The organism is Cupriavidus yeoncheonensis, assembly GCF_905397275.1.
GTDB lineage: Bacteria > Pseudomonadota > Gammaproteobacteria > Burkholderiales > Burkholderiaceae > Cupriavidus > Cupriavidus yeoncheonensis.
Genome location: NZ_CAJPUY010000032.1, coordinates 1 through 14,740, shown reverse-complemented (window position 1 = coordinate 14,740; position 14,740 = coordinate 1). Strand labels below are relative to the sequence as shown.

The 14,740-nt window shown below is 68.6% G+C and carries 15 protein-coding genes; 8 read left to right on the top strand and 7 right to left on the bottom strand.

Going from position 1 to position 14,740, the window contains the following annotated elements; genetic code table 11:
- The first annotated feature begins 45 nt into the window (after positions 1-45).
- The 5 genes from prfA (at position 46) to KHO22_RS29315 (ending at position 3,789) form a co-directional block, all read left to right on the top strand.
- Positions 46-1,128 carry a peptide chain release factor 1 gene (gene prfA, locus KHO22_RS29335; protein ID WP_211950688.1) on the top strand — a complete coding sequence of 361 codons (1,083 nt, stop codon included), beginning with the start codon at positions 46-48 and terminating at the stop codon, positions 1,126-1,128.
- A 194-nt stretch (positions 1,129-1,322) separates the two neighbouring features.
- Positions 1,323-1,649, top strand: a complete 327-nt coding sequence (locus tag KHO22_RS29330) for a hypothetical protein (protein WP_211950687.1) — start codon at positions 1,323-1,325, stop codon at positions 1,647-1,649.
- Between the two features lie 158 nt (positions 1,650-1,807).
- A complete protein-coding gene (prmC, locus tag KHO22_RS29325) occupies positions 1,808-2,677 on the top strand; it encodes a peptide chain release factor N(5)-glutamine methyltransferase (protein WP_211950686.1) in 870 nt (289 codons plus the stop codon).
- Between the two features lie 159 nt (positions 2,678-2,836).
- Positions 2,837-3,148 (top strand): Grx4 family monothiol glutaredoxin, encoded by a 312-nt coding sequence (grxD, locus tag KHO22_RS29320; protein WP_211950685.1) that lies wholly within the window; start codon positions 2,837-2,839, stop codon positions 3,146-3,148.
- Positions 3,149-3,156: 8 nt separating this feature from the next.
- Entirely contained in the window at positions 3,157-3,789 is a 633-nt protein-coding gene (locus KHO22_RS29315) for a UbiX family flavin prenyltransferase (protein ID WP_211950684.1), read from the top strand.
- 21 nt (positions 3,790-3,810) lie between these two features.
- On the opposite strand, the gene KHO22_RS29310 is transcribed toward KHO22_RS29315, so the two are convergent.
- The 3 genes from KHO22_RS29310 to KHO22_RS29300 all read right to left on the bottom strand — a co-directional run bounded on the left by KHO22_RS29310 (position 3,811) and on the right by KHO22_RS29300 (position 6,882).
- On the bottom strand, positions 3,811-4,029 hold the full coding sequence (locus tag KHO22_RS29310) for a hypothetical protein (RefSeq protein ID WP_211950683.1): 219 nt from the start codon (positions 4,027-4,029) through the stop codon (positions 3,811-3,813).
- A 157-nt stretch (positions 4,030-4,186) separates the two neighbouring features.
- Positions 4,187-5,704, bottom strand: a complete 1,518-nt coding sequence (gene amaB / locus KHO22_RS29305) for an L-piperidine-6-carboxylate dehydrogenase (RefSeq protein WP_211950682.1) — start codon at positions 5,702-5,704, stop codon at positions 4,187-4,189.
- The gene (locus tag KHO22_RS29300) at positions 5,701-6,882 is read right to left on the bottom strand and encodes a saccharopine dehydrogenase family protein (RefSeq protein WP_211950681.1); all 1,182 of its coding nucleotides are present in this window, start codon (positions 6,880-6,882) and stop codon (positions 5,701-5,703) included. The genes amaB and KHO22_RS29300 overlap by 4 nt, the downstream gene beginning before the upstream one ends.
- 132 nt (positions 6,883-7,014) lie before the next feature.
- Here KHO22_RS29300 and KHO22_RS29295 point away from each other — a divergent pair, with 132 nt between their 5' ends.
- Positions 7,015-7,473, top strand: a complete 459-nt coding sequence (locus KHO22_RS29295) for an Lrp/AsnC family transcriptional regulator (protein ID WP_211950680.1) — start codon at positions 7,015-7,017, stop codon at positions 7,471-7,473.
- Between the two features lie 49 nt (positions 7,474-7,522).
- Complete coding sequence (dapB, locus tag KHO22_RS29290; protein ID WP_211950679.1) at positions 7,523-8,332, top strand: 4-hydroxy-tetrahydrodipicolinate reductase; 810 nt, start codon at positions 7,523-7,525, stop codon at positions 8,330-8,332.
- 48 nt (positions 8,333-8,380) lie between these two features.
- Here the strand turns inward: dapB and KHO22_RS29285 are convergent, their stop codons facing one another.
- From KHO22_RS29285 to KHO22_RS29270, 4 genes are all read right to left on the bottom strand, one after another.
- Positions 8,381-9,121 carry a hypothetical protein gene (locus KHO22_RS29285; RefSeq protein ID WP_211950678.1) on the bottom strand — a complete coding sequence of 247 codons (741 nt, stop codon included), beginning with the start codon at positions 9,119-9,121 and terminating at the stop codon, positions 8,381-8,383.
- Between the two features lie 174 nt (positions 9,122-9,295).
- Positions 9,296-10,795, bottom strand: coding sequence for a chloride channel protein (locus KHO22_RS29280; protein ID WP_211950677.1), 1,500 nt, complete (start codon positions 10,793-10,795; stop codon positions 9,296-9,298).
- A 163-nt stretch (positions 10,796-10,958) separates the two neighbouring features.
- On the bottom strand, positions 10,959-11,954 hold the full coding sequence (locus tag KHO22_RS29275; RefSeq protein WP_211950676.1) for a Bug family tripartite tricarboxylate transporter substrate binding protein: 996 nt from the start codon (positions 11,952-11,954) through the stop codon (positions 10,959-10,961).
- Between the two features lie 76 nt (positions 11,955-12,030).
- A complete protein-coding gene (locus KHO22_RS29270) occupies positions 12,031-13,530 on the bottom strand; it encodes an acyl-CoA synthetase (protein ID WP_211950675.1) in 1,500 nt (499 codons plus the stop codon).
- A 127-nt stretch (positions 13,531-13,657) separates the two neighbouring features.
- On the opposite strand from KHO22_RS29270, the gene KHO22_RS29265 reads away from it, so the two are divergent.
- Positions 13,658-14,560 carry a LysR family transcriptional regulator gene (locus KHO22_RS29265; protein ID WP_211950674.1) on the top strand — a complete coding sequence of 301 codons (903 nt, stop codon included), beginning with the start codon at positions 13,658-13,660 and terminating at the stop codon, positions 14,558-14,560.
- Positions 14,561-14,740 lie beyond the last annotated feature (180 nt).

Sequence of the window (14,740 nt, the reverse complement as noted above, 5' to 3'; positions counted from 1 at the left end):
CGCGCTGACCGCGGCCCGGTTCCCGCCTTCCCCACCCGGATTCCCATGAAAGCCAGCATGCTTGCCAAGCTCGACCAACTGGCCGAGCGACTCGATGAAGTCAACGCCCTGCTTGCCCGCGAAGACGCGACCGCCAAGATCGACCAGTACCGCAAGCTCAGCCGCGAGCATGCCGAACTGTCGCCGGTGGCCGAGCAATATGGCCTGTATCGCCAGGCGCAGGACGACCTGGCCACCGCGCAGGCGCTGCTCGACGATCCGGAGATGAAGGACTTCGCGGCCGACGAGATCGCCAGCGCGCGCGCGCGCCTGGAAACGCTCGAAGCCAGCCTGCAAAAGCTGCTGCTGCCCAAGGACCCCAACGACGACCGCAACCTGCTGCTGGAAATCCGCGCCGGCGCCGGTGGCGAGGAAAGCGCGCTGTTCGCGGGCGACCTGCTGCGCATGTACACGCGCTTCGCCGAACGCCAGCGCTGGCAGGTGGAGATCATGAGCGAGTCCGAATCGGACCTGGGCGGCTACAAGGAAGTGATCGTGCGCATTGCCGGCGATGCCGCGTTCTCGCGCCTGAAGTTCGAATCCGGCGGCCACCGCGTGCAGCGCGTACCGGCCACCGAGGCGCAGGGCCGCATCCATACCTCGGCCTGCACGGTGGCGGTGATGCCGGAAGCCGACGAAGTGGGCGAAGTGGAAATCAACCCGTCCGACCTGCGCATCGATACCTTCCGCGCGTCCGGCGCCGGCGGCCAGCACGTCAACAAGACCGACTCGGCCGTGCGCCTCACGCACATCCCGACCGGCATCGTGGTGGAGTGCCAGGACGACCGCAGCCAGCACCGCAACAAGGACAAGGCCATGAAGGTGCTGGCCGCGCGCATCAAGGACCAGCAGATGCGCGCCGCGCAGGCCAAGGAAGCCAGCACGCGCCGCAACCTGATCGGCTCGGGCGACCGCAGCGACCGCATCCGCACCTACAACTTCCCGCAGGGGCGCGTGACCGACCACCGCATCAACCTCACGCTCTACAAGATCGACATGATCATGGACGGCGACCTGGACGAACTGGTGTCCGCGCTCGCGGCGGAGCATCAGGCCGACCAGCTGGCGGCGCTCGGCGACGACGCCTGAGAGCCGCTGTCCAAGTGCCCCAGACGATACTCAGCACGATCAGCGCTCAACGGCGTCGAAACCTTTGTATCTGTTGTAAATGCTTGAAACAGCACTGGCGGGCGAAGGTCCGCTGTCTATAATCGTTTTCGACCGGCGACAGAAGAAGCTGCCGGCAATTGTCTCTCCTGAAGCACGGACATAAGGACGAAATCATGAAGAAACTGCTCGCGCTGTTGATGATCACCGCGGCCATGGCCGCCTGCAGCAAGAAGGAAGAAGCGCCGGCCACGCCGAGCGCCGACACCGCCATGCAAAAAGCGGCGGAATCGGCCAAGGCCGCCGCCAGCGATGCCGCGGCAGCCGCCGGCAACGCCGCCGATGCCGCCAAGGCCGCGGCCAGCAACGCCGCCGCTGATGTCTCGGTCGCTGCCGACAAGGCCAAGACCGATGCCGGCAACGCCATGGAAAATGCCAAGCAGGCCGCCAAGGATGCCGTCAACGCCGGCGCCGACAAGGCCAAGGACACCGTCAATAAGTAATGACCGCTACGGGGGATTCCCACCAGCCGCCAGGGTTCAGCGCTACACTGCTTCCCTAGCTGGTAGACCCGCCGAAAGCCCCGCCAGGCCAACGCCCGGCGGGGTTTTTTGTTTCCGGCCGGCGTGTCGCCGCCGGCGCTTCTGCTCCCGCATTGCCGATGTCCCCTGCCATGTCCGGCGCCTTGCCGGCTACCCCCACCGTGCGCGAAGCGCAGACGCTCGCCGCCATGGCTGGCCTGCCCACGCTGGAAGCGCGGATGCTGCTGACGCACGTCACCGGGCTGACCCGCACGCAACTGATTACCCGTGACGGCGATACCCTGAGCCTGCCCCAGCGCGACGCCTTTGCCACGCTGCTGGCGCGCCGCCTGGCAGGCGAGCCGGTGGCCTACCTGATCGGCGAGCGCGAATTCTTCGGCCGCAAGTTCCGCGTGACCCCCGATGTGCTGATCCCGCGTCCTGACACGGAAATCGCCGCGGAATCGTCGCTGGCGCGGCTGGCCGGCGTGCAACACCCGCGCGTGCTGGACCTGGGCACGGGCTCTGGCATCCTGGCCGTGACCATCGCGCGCGAACGCACCGACGCGGAGGTGTGGGCGACCGACATTTCACCGGGCGCCCTGATGGTGGCGCAGGACAACGCCAGCGCACTCGGTGCGGACCGCATCCAGTTCCTCGTTTCGGACTGGTACGCCGCCCTGCCGGCCGACCTGCGCTTCCACCTGATCGTCAGCAACCCGCCGTACATCGCCGAAGGTGACCCGCATCTGGCCGAGGGCGACCTGCGCTTCGAGCCCATCGACGCGCTGACCGACCACAAGGACGGCATGTCGGACCTGGCCGCGATCGTTGCCGGGGCGCACGGGCGGCTGCTGCCGGGCGGCTGGCTCCTGATGGAGCATGGCTACGACCAGGCCGCGGCCACGCAGGCGCTGCTGGAACGCGCCGGCTTCACCGAAGTCTTCACCGCGCGCGACCTGGCGGGGCAGGAACGCTGCACCGGCGGACGGCGTCCCGGCGCCGCGTGATGCGGGCCCCCTGAGGGGTCGCCTGAGGGGCCGCCTGAAGCCTGGCGGCGAATCCGGTAAAATTTGCAGCCAGATCACCGTCGCGCGGCAACCGCCGTGCGGCCTTCGACACCCGGTGGCACCCGCAGCGCGGGCGCCACCTCAACCGACAAAGCAACCATGAGTGACGTGCAACAAAAGATCGACCAGATCGTCAAGGGCAACCCGGTGGTCCTGTTCATGAAGGGCACCGCGCAGTTCCCGATGTGCGGCTTCTCGGGCCGCGCCATCCAGATCCTGAAGGCCTGCGGCGTGGATGCGCCGGCCACGGTCAATGTGCTGGAAGACGAAGGTATCCGCCAGGGCATCAAGGAATACGCCAACTGGCCGACCATCCCGCAGCTCTACGTGAACGGCGAGTTCGTCGGCGGTTCGGACATCATGATGGAGATGTACCAGAACGGCGAACTCCAGACCCTGCTCAAGGGCTGAGCACCGCCATGCCCGTGACCGGCGGCGCCGTGCCGCAACGGCTGATCGTCGCCATCACGGGCGCCACCGGCGCCATCTATGGCGTGCGCCTGCTGCAGGTGCTGCGCGACGTGCCGACGGTGGAAACCCACCTGCTGATTTCCCCGGCGGGCGTGATGAACCTCCAGCACGAGCTGGAGATCGGCCGCGCCGACGTGGAAGCCATGGCCGATGTCGTGCACAACGTACGCGATATCGGCGCCACCATCGCGAGCGGCTCGTTCCGCGCGCATGCGATGGTGGTGGCCCCGTGCTCGATGCGCACACTGGCCGCCATTGCCCATGGCCTGTCCGACAACCTCATCACGCGCGCGGCCGACGTCACGCTCAAGGAGCGCCGCCGGCTGGTGCTGATGGTGCGCGAAACGCCGCTGAACCTCGCGCATCTGCGCAATATGACGGCAGTGACGGAAATGGGCGGCATTGTCTTCCCGCCCGTGCCCGGCTTCTACCAGAAGCCGCAGAGCATTGCCGACCTGGTCGACCACACCGTGGGCCGCGTGCTCGACCTGGTCGACTTGCCGGACATTGGCCGGACGCTGGCGCCGAGCTGGCCGGGCCTGAACGGCATCTACGGCAAGACCGGAGACAGCGGCAACTAAGCCGCCCTCCCCTGCGTCGGCTTACCAGTAATGGCGCCGGCCGTAGTAGCCATAGCCGCCATAGCCGCCGTAGTAGTACGGCCGCGGCGACACCACCACCGCCGGCGGGCCGACATAGACCGGCGCCGGTGCCACCGCGACAGCGGGGCCGGGGCCGGCCGGATACGGATACACCGCGCAACCACCCAGCAAGGCTGTGGCGGCGGCCGCTGCGGCCAGTCCAATCGTTACCGTTCTCATCGTATTGTTCCTAGGGGTCGCTTCCGGGCATGTGCCTCCCCTTTAACGTTATACGGGGCGCTTCCGTAATACAGCGTCAAGGCGCTGTAACCCTTGTTACGATTCGCAACGGTTTGGTGAACGTAAAGGCGCTCGATTGCCGGCGCCCGGATGCCGCTCATATCTCGAACCGGATGCCCTGCGCCAGCGGCAAGGTATCGCCGTAGTTGATGGTATTGGTGGCACGCCGCATATAGCCCTTCCACGCATCCGAGCCCGACTCGCGGCCGCCGCCGGTCGCCTTCTCGCCGCCGAACGCGCCGCCGATCTCCGCCCCGCTGGTGCCGATATTCACGTTGGCGATGCCGCAGTCGCTGCCCGCCGATGACAGGAAGCGCTCCGCCTCGCGCAGCGACTCGGTGAAGATGCACGACGACAGCCCGTGTGCCGCCGCATTGTTCAGCGCGATGGCTTCATCGAGCGACGTGTATGGCATCAGGTACAGGATGGGCGCGAAGGTCTCGGTCAGCATGGTGTCGTGCTGCTCGTCGGTCATCACCAGGGCCGGGCGCACGTAGCTTGCATGCGGGAAGCGGTCGGCCAGCAGGCGTTCGCCGCCCGTGACGATATTGCCCTGCGCGCGGCAACTGGCCAGCGCGTTGGCCATGGCATCGGCCGCGGCGGTATCGATCAGCGGGCCGAGCAGCGTACCGTCTTCGAGCGGATCGCCCACAGGCAGGCGGTCGAACACCGTGACGAGCCGGCTGGCCATGGTATCCATCAGGTCGGCATGGACAAAGCAGCGGCGCAGCGTGGTGCAGCGCTGCCCGGCCGTGCCGGCCGCCGCGAACGTGATGGCCCGCACGGCCAGTTCAATATCGGCCGAGCGCGTCACGATGGCCGCGTTGTTGCCGCCCAGTTCGAGGATGCTGCGCTTGAAGTGCTGGGCACAGGCCAGGCCTACGTCGCGGCCCATGCGCGTGGAGCCGGTCGCGCTGACCAGGCGTACCGCCGGGTGCCCGACCAGGTGCGTACCGATCATGCGCCCGCCCGGCAGCACTGCCGAGATGCCCTCGTACTGCGGCGCCGTGGCGGCCAGCACGCGTTCGAACAGGCCATGCGCGGCCAGCGCGCACAGCGTGGTCTTTTCCGACGGCTTCCATAGCACCGCGTTGCCGCACACCAGCGCCAGCGCCGCATTCCAGGCCCACACCGCCACGGGAAAATTGAAGGCCGAGATCACGCCGCACAGGCCATACGGATGCCAGGTCTCGCGCATCGCGTGCTGCGGGCGCTCCGACGCAATCGTCAGCCCATGCAGCTGCCGCGACAGCCCGACCGCGAAGTCGCAGATGTCGATCATCTCCTGCACTTCGCCCAGCCCTTCCTGCAGAATCTTGCCCGACTCCAGCGACACCAGCCGGCCCAGCGACATCTTGTGTTCACGGAGCACCTCGCCGAAGCGCCGCACGATTTCGCCGCGCACCGGGGCCGGCACCAGCGCCCAGCCGCTCTGCGCCTCGTGCGCGCGCGCGATCAGCGCGTCGGCACCGGCCGGCGTGCAGGCCGGAACGTGGCCGAAGGCCTCGCCATCGACCGGCGAACGCACGATGACCGTGCCCGCGGGAGTGCCGTCGCTCCATGGCCGGCGCAATCCCATTGACTGCCAGCACGCCGCGATCTCTTGCGCTTTCATACCGTCATCTCCTGCAGTGGGTGCTGCGTGTAGTGGCAGCCAAAGCGGTTGGCCAGGAAGGCCGCGAGCGGCACGGCTTCCTGCCGCACGAAGCCCGACTGCGGCAGCCCGCCGCTCGCCACCATGTCCAGCGCCGTGCAGATGGCCGCGGCCGTCGTGAGCTGGATGGCATTGACGTGCCCGGCCGGCCCATCCACGCCGCCGATGCGCGCCGAGAACGAGGCCTGCGTCAGCGGCCCGCGTCCGCGCTCGCCACCGGCCGGATAGCCGGTCGCGGTGGCGAAGATGATGACCACGTCCTGATCCGTGACCGGAATCGCGCGGTCGAAGATTTCGCGCAGCCAGCCGCGCCGTTCGCGCAGGCGCAGGTCGTTGAGCAGCAGCTTCATCAGCGCGCAGTGGCCCGGGTAGCGGATGGACTTGTAGTCGACATTGCGTGCGCGGCCCGCCAGCGTTTCCGGCAGCGTACCGAGACCGCCTGATGTATTAAAGGCCTCGTACTCGATGCCGTCCAGCGCGAAGGTCTCGAGCCCTTCGAGCGCCGGCAGTTCGACGCGGCGGCCGTCGACGATCGCTTCGCACGGATTGCAGTACTCGTTGATCAACCCTTCGGTGCTCCAGGTCAGGTTGTACTTGAGGGCATTGCTCGGGTAGCGCGGCAGCGCGCCTACGCGCATCTGCAGATCCAGCAGTTCGCCGCCGCCGCGCACGAAGCGCTGCGCGAGGTCGTTGCCGACCACGCCGATGAAGCCCGGCGCCAGGCCGCACTGCGGCATCAGCACCGAACGCGCGTTCTGCGCGAGCTGGCGGATCGCCTGCGTCGCGGCCACGTCCTCGGTCAGGTCGAAGTAGTGCACGCCAAGTCGCGCCGCCACCGTGGCCACACTCACCGCGGCGTGGAACGGCAGCGCGTTGAGCACGGCATCGGCACCCGCCAGCAGCGCGGCGCAGGTGCCGGGTTCGGTCGGGTCGCCGGCGCGTACGGTGATGGCGCGCGGCATTCCGTCGAGCCGGCGCGCATCATTGTCGACCAGGCTCACGCGGTAGTCGCCGCTGTCATGGAGCATGGCGGCAATGGTGCGGCCGATCTTGCCGGCGCCCAGCACCACGACTTGCAAGGGGCCCTTGGCCCGCGTCAGGTCCCGCGGCGCGCCGCGGCCCAGGGTGGATGGCTGCATGGTGTCCTCCTCTGTCCAAGCCTGTCTTGTGCATTCCTGACTGAAGTATGGTCAGCGCGCACAACAGAAAGAAGGCACAAGTTCGACGAATGCCCTCCATAATCGAACGAAACGACGACAGATTTCGACGATATGGCAGATTCCGACAAGCTCGACCAGACCGACCGGCACCTGCTGTCGCTGCTGCAGGCCAATGCGCGCGAAAGTGCCGCCAACCTGGCCCGCCATCTCGGTATCGCGCGCACGACGGTGGTCGCGCGGATCGCGCGGCTGGAACGTCTCGGCGTGATCGCCGGCTACGGCGTGCGGCTCGGGCGCGAGATGGGCGACAACGCCATCCAGGCCTTCTGCGGGTTGTCGGTGCAGCCCAAGGCAGGTCCGGCCATCGTGCGGGCGCTGCAGCGCCTGCCGGAGATCGAGGAACTGAGTTCGGTCAGCGGCCCGGTGGACTACATGGCGGTCATCCGCTGCGACACCCACGCGCGGCTCGACCAGCTGCTCGACGAGATCGGCATGCTCGACGGCGTGAACCACACCACCACGTCGATCGTGCTGGCAAGAAAAATCGACCGCCGGCGCGCAACCGGCTAGCGCGGTATGCTCCTGCGACCCACATCACCGCAACGGGAGAGAAAAGACGATGAGCAATCCGATCCGTGTCGCCGTAGGCGGCGTAACCGGCTGGGCCGGCGGCGAACTGGCACGCGGCGTGGCGCACGCGGCCGACATGACGCTGGTGGCCGGCCTGTCGCGCGGCGCCGCCGGGCAGCCGCTGGCGCAGCTTACGGGCCACGCCGATACCCCGGGCGTGGCGGCGGCCAGCATCGAGGCGCTGGGCAGCACGCCCTATGACGTCTACGTGGAATACACCAAGCCGGCCATTGCCAAGCACAACATCCTGCAGGCGCTGGCACACGGCGCGCACGTGGTGGTCGGCACGTCGGGCCTGACCGACGACGACTATGCCGAGATCGACGCCGCCGCGCGCAAGGCCGAGCGCGGCGTGCTGGCGTGCGGCAACTTCGCCATCACCGTCGTGCTGCTGCAGAAGTTCGCGGAAATGGCGGCGCGCCACCTGGATCACTGGGAGATCATCGACTACGCCAAGGCCGGCAAGGTCGATGTGCCGTCCGGCACGGTGCGCGAGCTGGCGTTCCGTCTCGGCGAGGTCAAGGCCGCGCAGCAGGCGGTACCCGTGGACCAGGTCAACGGCCCGCGCGAGACGCGCGGCGCGACCATGTCCGGCACGCAGGTGCATGCCGTGCGGCTGCCCGGCTACCAGCTCGGCGTGGAAGTGATCTTCGGCGCCGACGGCCAGCGCCTGCACCTCAAGCATGAGGCCGGCGACGGCTCCAAGCCCTATGTCTCGGGCGCGTTGCTGGCCATCCGCCAGGTTCACACCGTGCGCGGCGTGGTGCGCGGACTGGACAAGGTGATGGACGGCATCTGAGCGGCCCGCCGTCCGGCGTCGGGGCGTCAGGCGGGATCAGGCCAGGCGTTACCAACTGCCCGGCTTGACGGGCTTGGGCGCCGGCTTCTTTTCCTTTGGCGCGGCGGCGGGCGCCGATGCGGGCGCAAGCTGCTGCGCGACCTGCGCGTCCTTGTCCGCCATCAGCGCGCGGGCCCGGGGCAGCAGCATTTCGATGGTGCCGGTGCCCGGGTCTTCCGGCATGGAGTACAACTCGACCGTGAGCGGCTTCTCCATCCAGCCCGCGTGGATGGTCTTGACCGGGTTGCCGGCCTTGTCGCGCATGTCCTCCTGCTCCTGGCGGAACGGCTTGCCGTACAGGGCATTCAGGCTGTCCAGCGCGGCCTGCTGCGAATTGGCGCCGGCGGTCGGCACGATCACGCCGACCAGCGCGTTGCGGTCGACAAAGGCCACCACATGCACGCCGTCCATAAAGGCCGGGCGCTTGTCGCGCGGAATCCCGACCTGGCGCATGATGCCGTCGCCCTTCACCTCGACGCAGAAGGCGGTGACGTCGCGGCCATCCGGCGTGCGCTTGTCGGCACAGTCAGGCAGCGCGGGCAGCGGATTGCCGATTTCCAGCAGTTTCAGCATGGGTGACAGCGCGCTGTCACCGGCGGGCGCAGCCTTCTGGGCAGGCTTTGGTGCTGCAGCCGGAGGGACGGCGGAAGGGGCGGCAGGAGCGGCGGCAGAAGCGGCCGGGGCGGCAAAGGCGCTGGTTGCGGCGCAGATCAGACCGGCGGCAGCCAGCCCGGCAACGGGAAATTTCAAAATCCAGACTCCTCAGAAAAGGCCCCTGTTGGAGCCTGCGGCGGGCGGGATGTTCCGGCGGGCTGCATCTCGCACCGCCAGCATGGCGCATTGGGCACTTCATACGCCGCAAAGTGCGCTCATCCTGTCATCCGCGGCCTTGCGCTGGCAAGCACGGTGAGCATGGCCCGGCAGTCAGCCTGCGGGGGCCTTGCGTACCAGGGCCTGCGCCTCGCGCCGGAAGGCATGGCCCACGTGGTGATAGAACGGGTGCGGCGAAAACTGCCGCGAAATGAATGATGCCAGCAGCGAAGCCGCCAGCAGAAAAAGGGTCAGGTCCTGCGTGCGCGTCATCTCCATGACGATCACGCTGGCCGTGATCGGTGCCTGCGTGGCGCCGGCCAGGAATGCGGCCATGGCCACCAGCGCCAGCAGGCGCGGCTCGAGCATGCCGGGGATGAAATGCGCCACGTTCTCGCCGATGCCGGCGCCGATGGCCAGCGCCGGCGTGAAGATGCCGCCGGGAATGCCCGCGAAATACGACACCACCGTGGCCGCGAACTTGGCCAGGCCGAACCACAACGTGGCGTGCGATTCGCCATTGATCAGCGCCGAAGCCTGCTCATAGCCCGTACCGAACGTCGCCCCGCCCGTCGCCCAGCCCAGCGCGGCCACCACCAGCCCGCAGCCGAAGGCCACCTGCACCGGATGCGCGGACGGCCAGTCGCGCCAGCGCGCCGGCAACAGTCCCGGCACGCCGCCGATCAGCGCCTTGGCAAACACGCCGCCGAGCACACCGCACACCACCGCGCACAGGATCACCGGCCCCCAGGCGTCATGCAGCACCAGCATGGGCACCTTGACGACGAAGTACGGGTTGTTGCCCAGCAACGCCAGCGACAGGAAACCGGCGGTCAGCACACCGGACAGCACCAGCCGGTCCCAGCGCACGGCCGTGCCGCGGCCGAGTTCCTCGATGGCGAACACCACGCCGGCCAGCGGCGTGTTGAACGCCGCCGCCAGACCGCCGGCGGCACCCGCCGCGATCAGCGCGTTCGGGTGGAAGCCGATGCGAAAGCGCAGCCTTTCATGGCACCAGTGGCCCCAGGCCAGCATGGCCGCGGCGCCGACCTGCACCGACGGCCCCTCCCGCCCGACCGAAGCGCCCGCGAGCAGCCCGGCGGCGGTCAGCACGACCTTCCACATCGACTGGCGGAACGACACCAGCAACGTCTGCGCGGGCCCCGACGGCGGCAGCGTGACTGCCGCGATCACCTGCGGAATGCCGCTGCCGCGCGCCTGCGGCGCGAACCGGATGGTCAGCCAGCGCAGCGCGGCCAGCCCGAACGGCAGCATCACGAAGGCGATCCACGGCGTGGCCTGTGTCAGCTGGTGGTTCCAGCGCAGCGCCAGTTCGGCGATCCATGCGAACACCATGGAGAACAGCGCTACGCAGCCGGCGCCACACATGAAGACCGCATAGCGCAGCGTGGTGCGCGAGATGCGCCCGACCTGGCGCGACTTGCGCCAAGCGGCAAGGCGGGCGCGGCGGCTGATCGTGTCAGCCAGGCGACTATTGGCCGGGTCGTCCGGGCCAGCCGGACGATCAGGATGCTTGTCCGATGCGGCGGCGCTGACGGGTTGGTCAGCGGCAGCGGACGGGCCGGGTGGTTCGGACGGGGCGCGATCTGTCATGACAAGCGGGGCATGGCGGCATCTTGCGCGCCCGGCCGTTGCGGGCGCCTGTGCCTGGATGTCCCCGCACTATACGCCCGTCAGCGCGGGCCACGCCGCGCGTCCCAGGTAATCGGCCGAATGCCGCCGATGCGCGGTTCGTGGCCCGCCGCGCGTGCCGCCGTCAATCCAGCGTGATGTTGTTGGCGCGGATCACCTTGCCCCAGTGCTCGCGGTCGGCTTCGACATAGCGGTCGATCTCGGCCTGCGTGCGCGGCGGCTGCACCACCAGGCCCAGGTCGCTGAAGGTGGCGCGGAACTTCGGGTCCTTCAGCACGCCGTCGGCCGCGGCGCGCAGCTTTGCCACGGCCTCGGGCGGGGTCTGCGCCGGCACAGCCAGGCCGAACCAAGTGGCGGCCTGGAAGTCGGGGTAGCCGCCTTCGGCGACGGTCGGCACATTGGGCAGGACGGCCAGCCGCTGGCGGCCGGTGACGGCCAGCGCCTTGAGCTTGCCCGCCTTGATGTGCGGCAGCGAGGTGCTGACCACGTCCACCATCAGCTGCGTGTCATTGGCGAGCAGCGCCGACAGCGCCGGCGCGCTGCCGTTGTAGGGCACGTGCGTGACCTCGATGCCCAGTTCGGTCTTCAGCATCTCGGTGGCAAGCTGCAGCGCGTTGCCCAGCCCCACCGACGAATAGTTGAGCTTGCCGCCGCTGGCCCTGGCATAGCTGGCGAAGTCGCGGACGTTGCCGGCCGGCACCTTGTTGTTGGTCACCACCACCAGCGGCACCTCGGTGCCGATGCTGAAGATCCTGAAGTCGCGCGGCGGGTCGTAGGCGATCTTCCTGTACAGCAAGGGGTTGAGCACCATGCTGCCGTTGGTGGCCAGCACCATGGTGTAGCCGTCGGCCGGCGCGCGCGCCACGCTGCCGGTGCCGACCATGGTGGCCGCGCCCGGGCGGTTTTCCACCACCACGGTCTGGCCAAGCTGGCGCGACATGCCGTCGGCAAGCGCGCGGCCGAACTGGTCGGTCGAGCCGCCCGGCGTGTACGGCACCACGAGCTTGATCGGATGGTCCGGATAGGCGGCCAGCGCCGTCTGTGCGCCGCCTGCCAGCGCACAGACGGCGGCTGCCGTGGCGGCGAGCCAGGCCCGGCGGCCGAATTTACTGCCTTGCATAGTGTCTCCTGTCTGGCGGCGCCATCGTGGGCGCCATGCTTCTGGTCTTGATGGATGCGGCCCTGCCGCGCTTCGCTCAGACGCGCCGCTGGCGCCCTTCCCAGTACCGGTCGCGCAGCCGGCGCTTGGCCAGCTTGCCGGTTTCATCGCGCGGCAACTGCGGCTCGATCACGATGCTGCGCGGGACCTTGAAGCCCGAAAGGCGCGCGCGCAGCCAGTCGATCACCTCTTCCTCGCGGATCGTTGCTTGCGGCATCGGCTGCACCATGGCCAGCAGCCGCTCGCCATATTCATCGTCGGGGACGCCGAACACCACGCAATCGGCCACGCCGGGGTAACGCACCAGCTCGTGCTCGATCTCGGCCGGATAGATGTTCACGCCGCCCGAGATCACCATGTCCGAGGCGCGGTCGCAGATGAACAGGTAGCCGTCGGCATCGACGTAGCCCATGTCGCCGAGCGTCACCAGGCCGTCGCGGTCGATGGCGCGGCGCGCGGCATCGTTGTTGCGGTAAGTGAAGTCGGGGTAGGCTGGCTGGCGCACATACACCATGCCGACCTCCCCCGGCGCGCATGGCCTGCCGTCCTCATCGAGGATGCGCAGCTGCGCGTCGTCCACCGGCTTGCCGGCAGTGCCCGGGCGGGCGGCGGCATCGGCCGGCGTGGCGACCGTGATCATGCCGGCCTCGCTGGACGCGTAGGTTTCGTGGATCACCGGGCCCAGCCATTCGAGCATCGCGCGCTTGACCTCCGGCGCGCACGGCGAGCCGGTCGAGGCGACGAAGCGGATCGACGACAGGTCGTAGCGCGCGCGCACCTCGGGCGCCAGCTTGAGCAGGCGCACGTACATGATCGGCACGAGGTAGAGCACGTCGATGCGGTGCTTCTCCACCAGCGCCAGCACCTGCTCCGGATCGAAGCGCGGCGTGAGCACGAGGCGCTCGGCCATCTGCAGCGCATTCTGGATAAACGAACCGGGCGCGCTGTGGTACAGCGGCGCCGACATCAGCGCGCGGCAGCCGGGGACGATGCCGTAGACCTGCCGCACCAGCGAGCGCGCGCGCGCGAGCTGGTCTTCGAGCTGTTCCAGCGGCACCGGCTCCCGCAGCACGCCCTTGGGACGGCCGGTGGTGCCCGAGGTGTAGGCCATATGGCCGCGCGGGGACACGCGCGGGCCGTCGTACGGGGCCTGCCGTGCGAGCCAGGCTTCGTAGCCGGTGCCATCCGGCGCCTGCGCGTCGTCGGCCACCACCAGCACGGTCATGCCCGCCGGCACGGCCTCGCGCACCGCGGCCAGCAGGCCAGCATGCACGATGAGCGCGCGGGCACCGCTATCGGCCAGCAGGAAGCGCACTTCCTCGGTGGTGAAGTGCCAGTTGATCGGGCAGTAATAGGTGCCGCCGATGCGGCAGGCCTGGACGACATCGACATAGACCGGGTCGTTGCGCAGCAGCACCGCCACCACGTCGCCCTCCTGCAGGCCGGCGGCGCGCAGGCCGCCGGCAAGGCGGGCGCCACGGTCGAGCAGTTCGGCGCCGTCGCGGTGCAGGTCTTCGAACCAGAGGTCTGTGGCCATCGCTTGTCTCCTGTGCTTTGTCCTGTTTGGCAGCGTTCCACTGTAGCCGCGCAGCGTGGCATCGACAATTCGCCGCGCCGGAATCACAATGTTGCGCTAGACGTGACAATCCTGCAGGCAATCCCCGATGGACCTGAACCTGATCGAGGCCTTTGTCGACATCGTCGATGCCGGCAATCTCGCCGAAGCCGGCCGGCGGCGCGGCGTGACGCGCTCGCAAGTGAGCCGCCAGTTGCGCGAGCTGGAACAGCAGGCGGGCGCCCAGCTTTTGCGCCGGACCACGCGCCGGCTGGAGATGACCGAGCCGGGCCAGGCGCTCTATCAGCACGGGCTGCGCATCCTGCAGGAGGTGGCATCGGCGCAGGCCGAGATCGACAGCCTGGGCAAGACGCTGCGCGGCCATGTGCGCGTCAGCATGCCCACGGGCCTGGGCGATGCGTTCGTCGCGCCGCTGCTGCTGCAGTTTGCGCAGCGCTACCCGGGCATCACGCTGCGCGTGTTCTTTGCGAACCGCGTGGTCGACCTGATCGCTTCGGAAATCGACGTGGCACTGCGCGTGACCTCGTCGCCGCCGCTGGACCACGTGGCGCGCGAGATCTGCCCGATCGACTGGGAGCTCTGCGCGTCGCCCGCATACCTGGAACGCGTCGCGCCGCCGCGCGTGCCGGCCGACCTGACGCGCTGCCACTTCCTTTGCCCTCCGTACGGCACGCGCTTCGTGCTAGCCCTCAATCGCGAGGGCCAGCGCGAAGAAGTCGAACTCGCGCCCCACCTGCAATCCGAGCATTTCCGCTTCCTGCTGCAGGCCGTGCGCGCAGGCCATGGCATTGGCCTGCTGCCGCGCTACATGAGCTGGGATGAAGTGCGCCAGGGCCATCTGGTGCCCGTGCTGACCGACTGGAAGCCCGAAGGGCTCGGCAGCAGCCTCTATGTCATCACCACGCCGAGCCGGCACCCGACCATGGCGACGCGCGCGCTGATCGCGTTCCTGAAGGAAGAGATTGGAAAGCTGCCGGTGTTCAATGGGTAAAGCGAGGGGGTTGTGCTTGGCATGCGCTGCTGTTTCGCCGGGGTAGCCGGCGAGTTACCTTCTGTCCAAGCCCTCCATGTCAGGATAGTTGTCGCCTCGCCGCCTTTCGATGAAGGACAATGGGGGCGGTAACGGTTGGAAGATGAAACCTTATCCGGCGGAATACAAAGAATGGGTGGT

Bases quoted from the DNA above. Each gene is read 5' to 3' on its own strand.
- KHO22_RS29270 (WP_211950675.1), bottom strand. From the start codon at position 13,530: ATGGCCACAGACCTCTGGTTCGAAGACCTGCACCGCGACGGCGCCGAA.
- KHO22_RS29300 (WP_211950681.1), bottom strand. From the start codon at position 6,882: ATGCAGCCATCCACCCTGGGCCGCGGCGCGCCGCGGGACCTGACGCGG.
- KHO22_RS29330 (WP_211950687.1), top strand. From the start codon at position 1,323: ATGAAGAAACTGCTCGCGCTGTTGATGATCACCGCGGCCATGGCCGCC.
- amaB (WP_211950682.1), bottom strand. From the start codon at position 5,704: ATGAAAGCGCAAGAGATCGCGGCGTGCTGGCAGTCAATGGGATTGCGC.
- prmC (WP_211950686.1), top strand. From the start codon at position 1,808: ATGTCCCCTGCCATGTCCGGCGCCTTGCCGGCTACCCCCACCGTGCGC.
- prfA (WP_211950688.1), top strand. From the start codon at position 46: ATGAAAGCCAGCATGCTTGCCAAGCTCGACCAACTGGCCGAGCGACTC.
- grxD (WP_211950685.1), top strand. From the start codon at position 2,837: ATGAGTGACGTGCAACAAAAGATCGACCAGATCGTCAAGGGCAACCCG.
- KHO22_RS29280 (WP_211950677.1), bottom strand. From the start codon at position 10,795: ATGACAGATCGCGCCCCGTCCGAACCACCCGGCCCGTCCGCTGCCGCT.
- dapB (WP_211950679.1), top strand. From the start codon at position 7,523: ATGAGCAATCCGATCCGTGTCGCCGTAGGCGGCGTAACCGGCTGGGCC.
- KHO22_RS29295 (WP_211950680.1), top strand. From the start codon at position 7,015: ATGGCAGATTCCGACAAGCTCGACCAGACCGACCGGCACCTGCTGTCG.
- KHO22_RS29265 (WP_211950674.1), top strand. From the start codon at position 13,658: ATGGACCTGAACCTGATCGAGGCCTTTGTCGACATCGTCGATGCCGGC.
- KHO22_RS29310 (WP_211950683.1), bottom strand. From the start codon at position 4,029: ATGAGAACGGTAACGATTGGACTGGCCGCAGCGGCCGCCGCCACAGCC.
- KHO22_RS29275 (WP_211950676.1), bottom strand. From the start codon at position 11,954: ATGCAAGGCAGTAAATTCGGCCGCCGGGCCTGGCTCGCCGCCACGGCA.
- KHO22_RS29315 (WP_211950684.1), top strand. From the start codon at position 3,157: ATGCCCGTGACCGGCGGCGCCGTGCCGCAACGGCTGATCGTCGCCATC.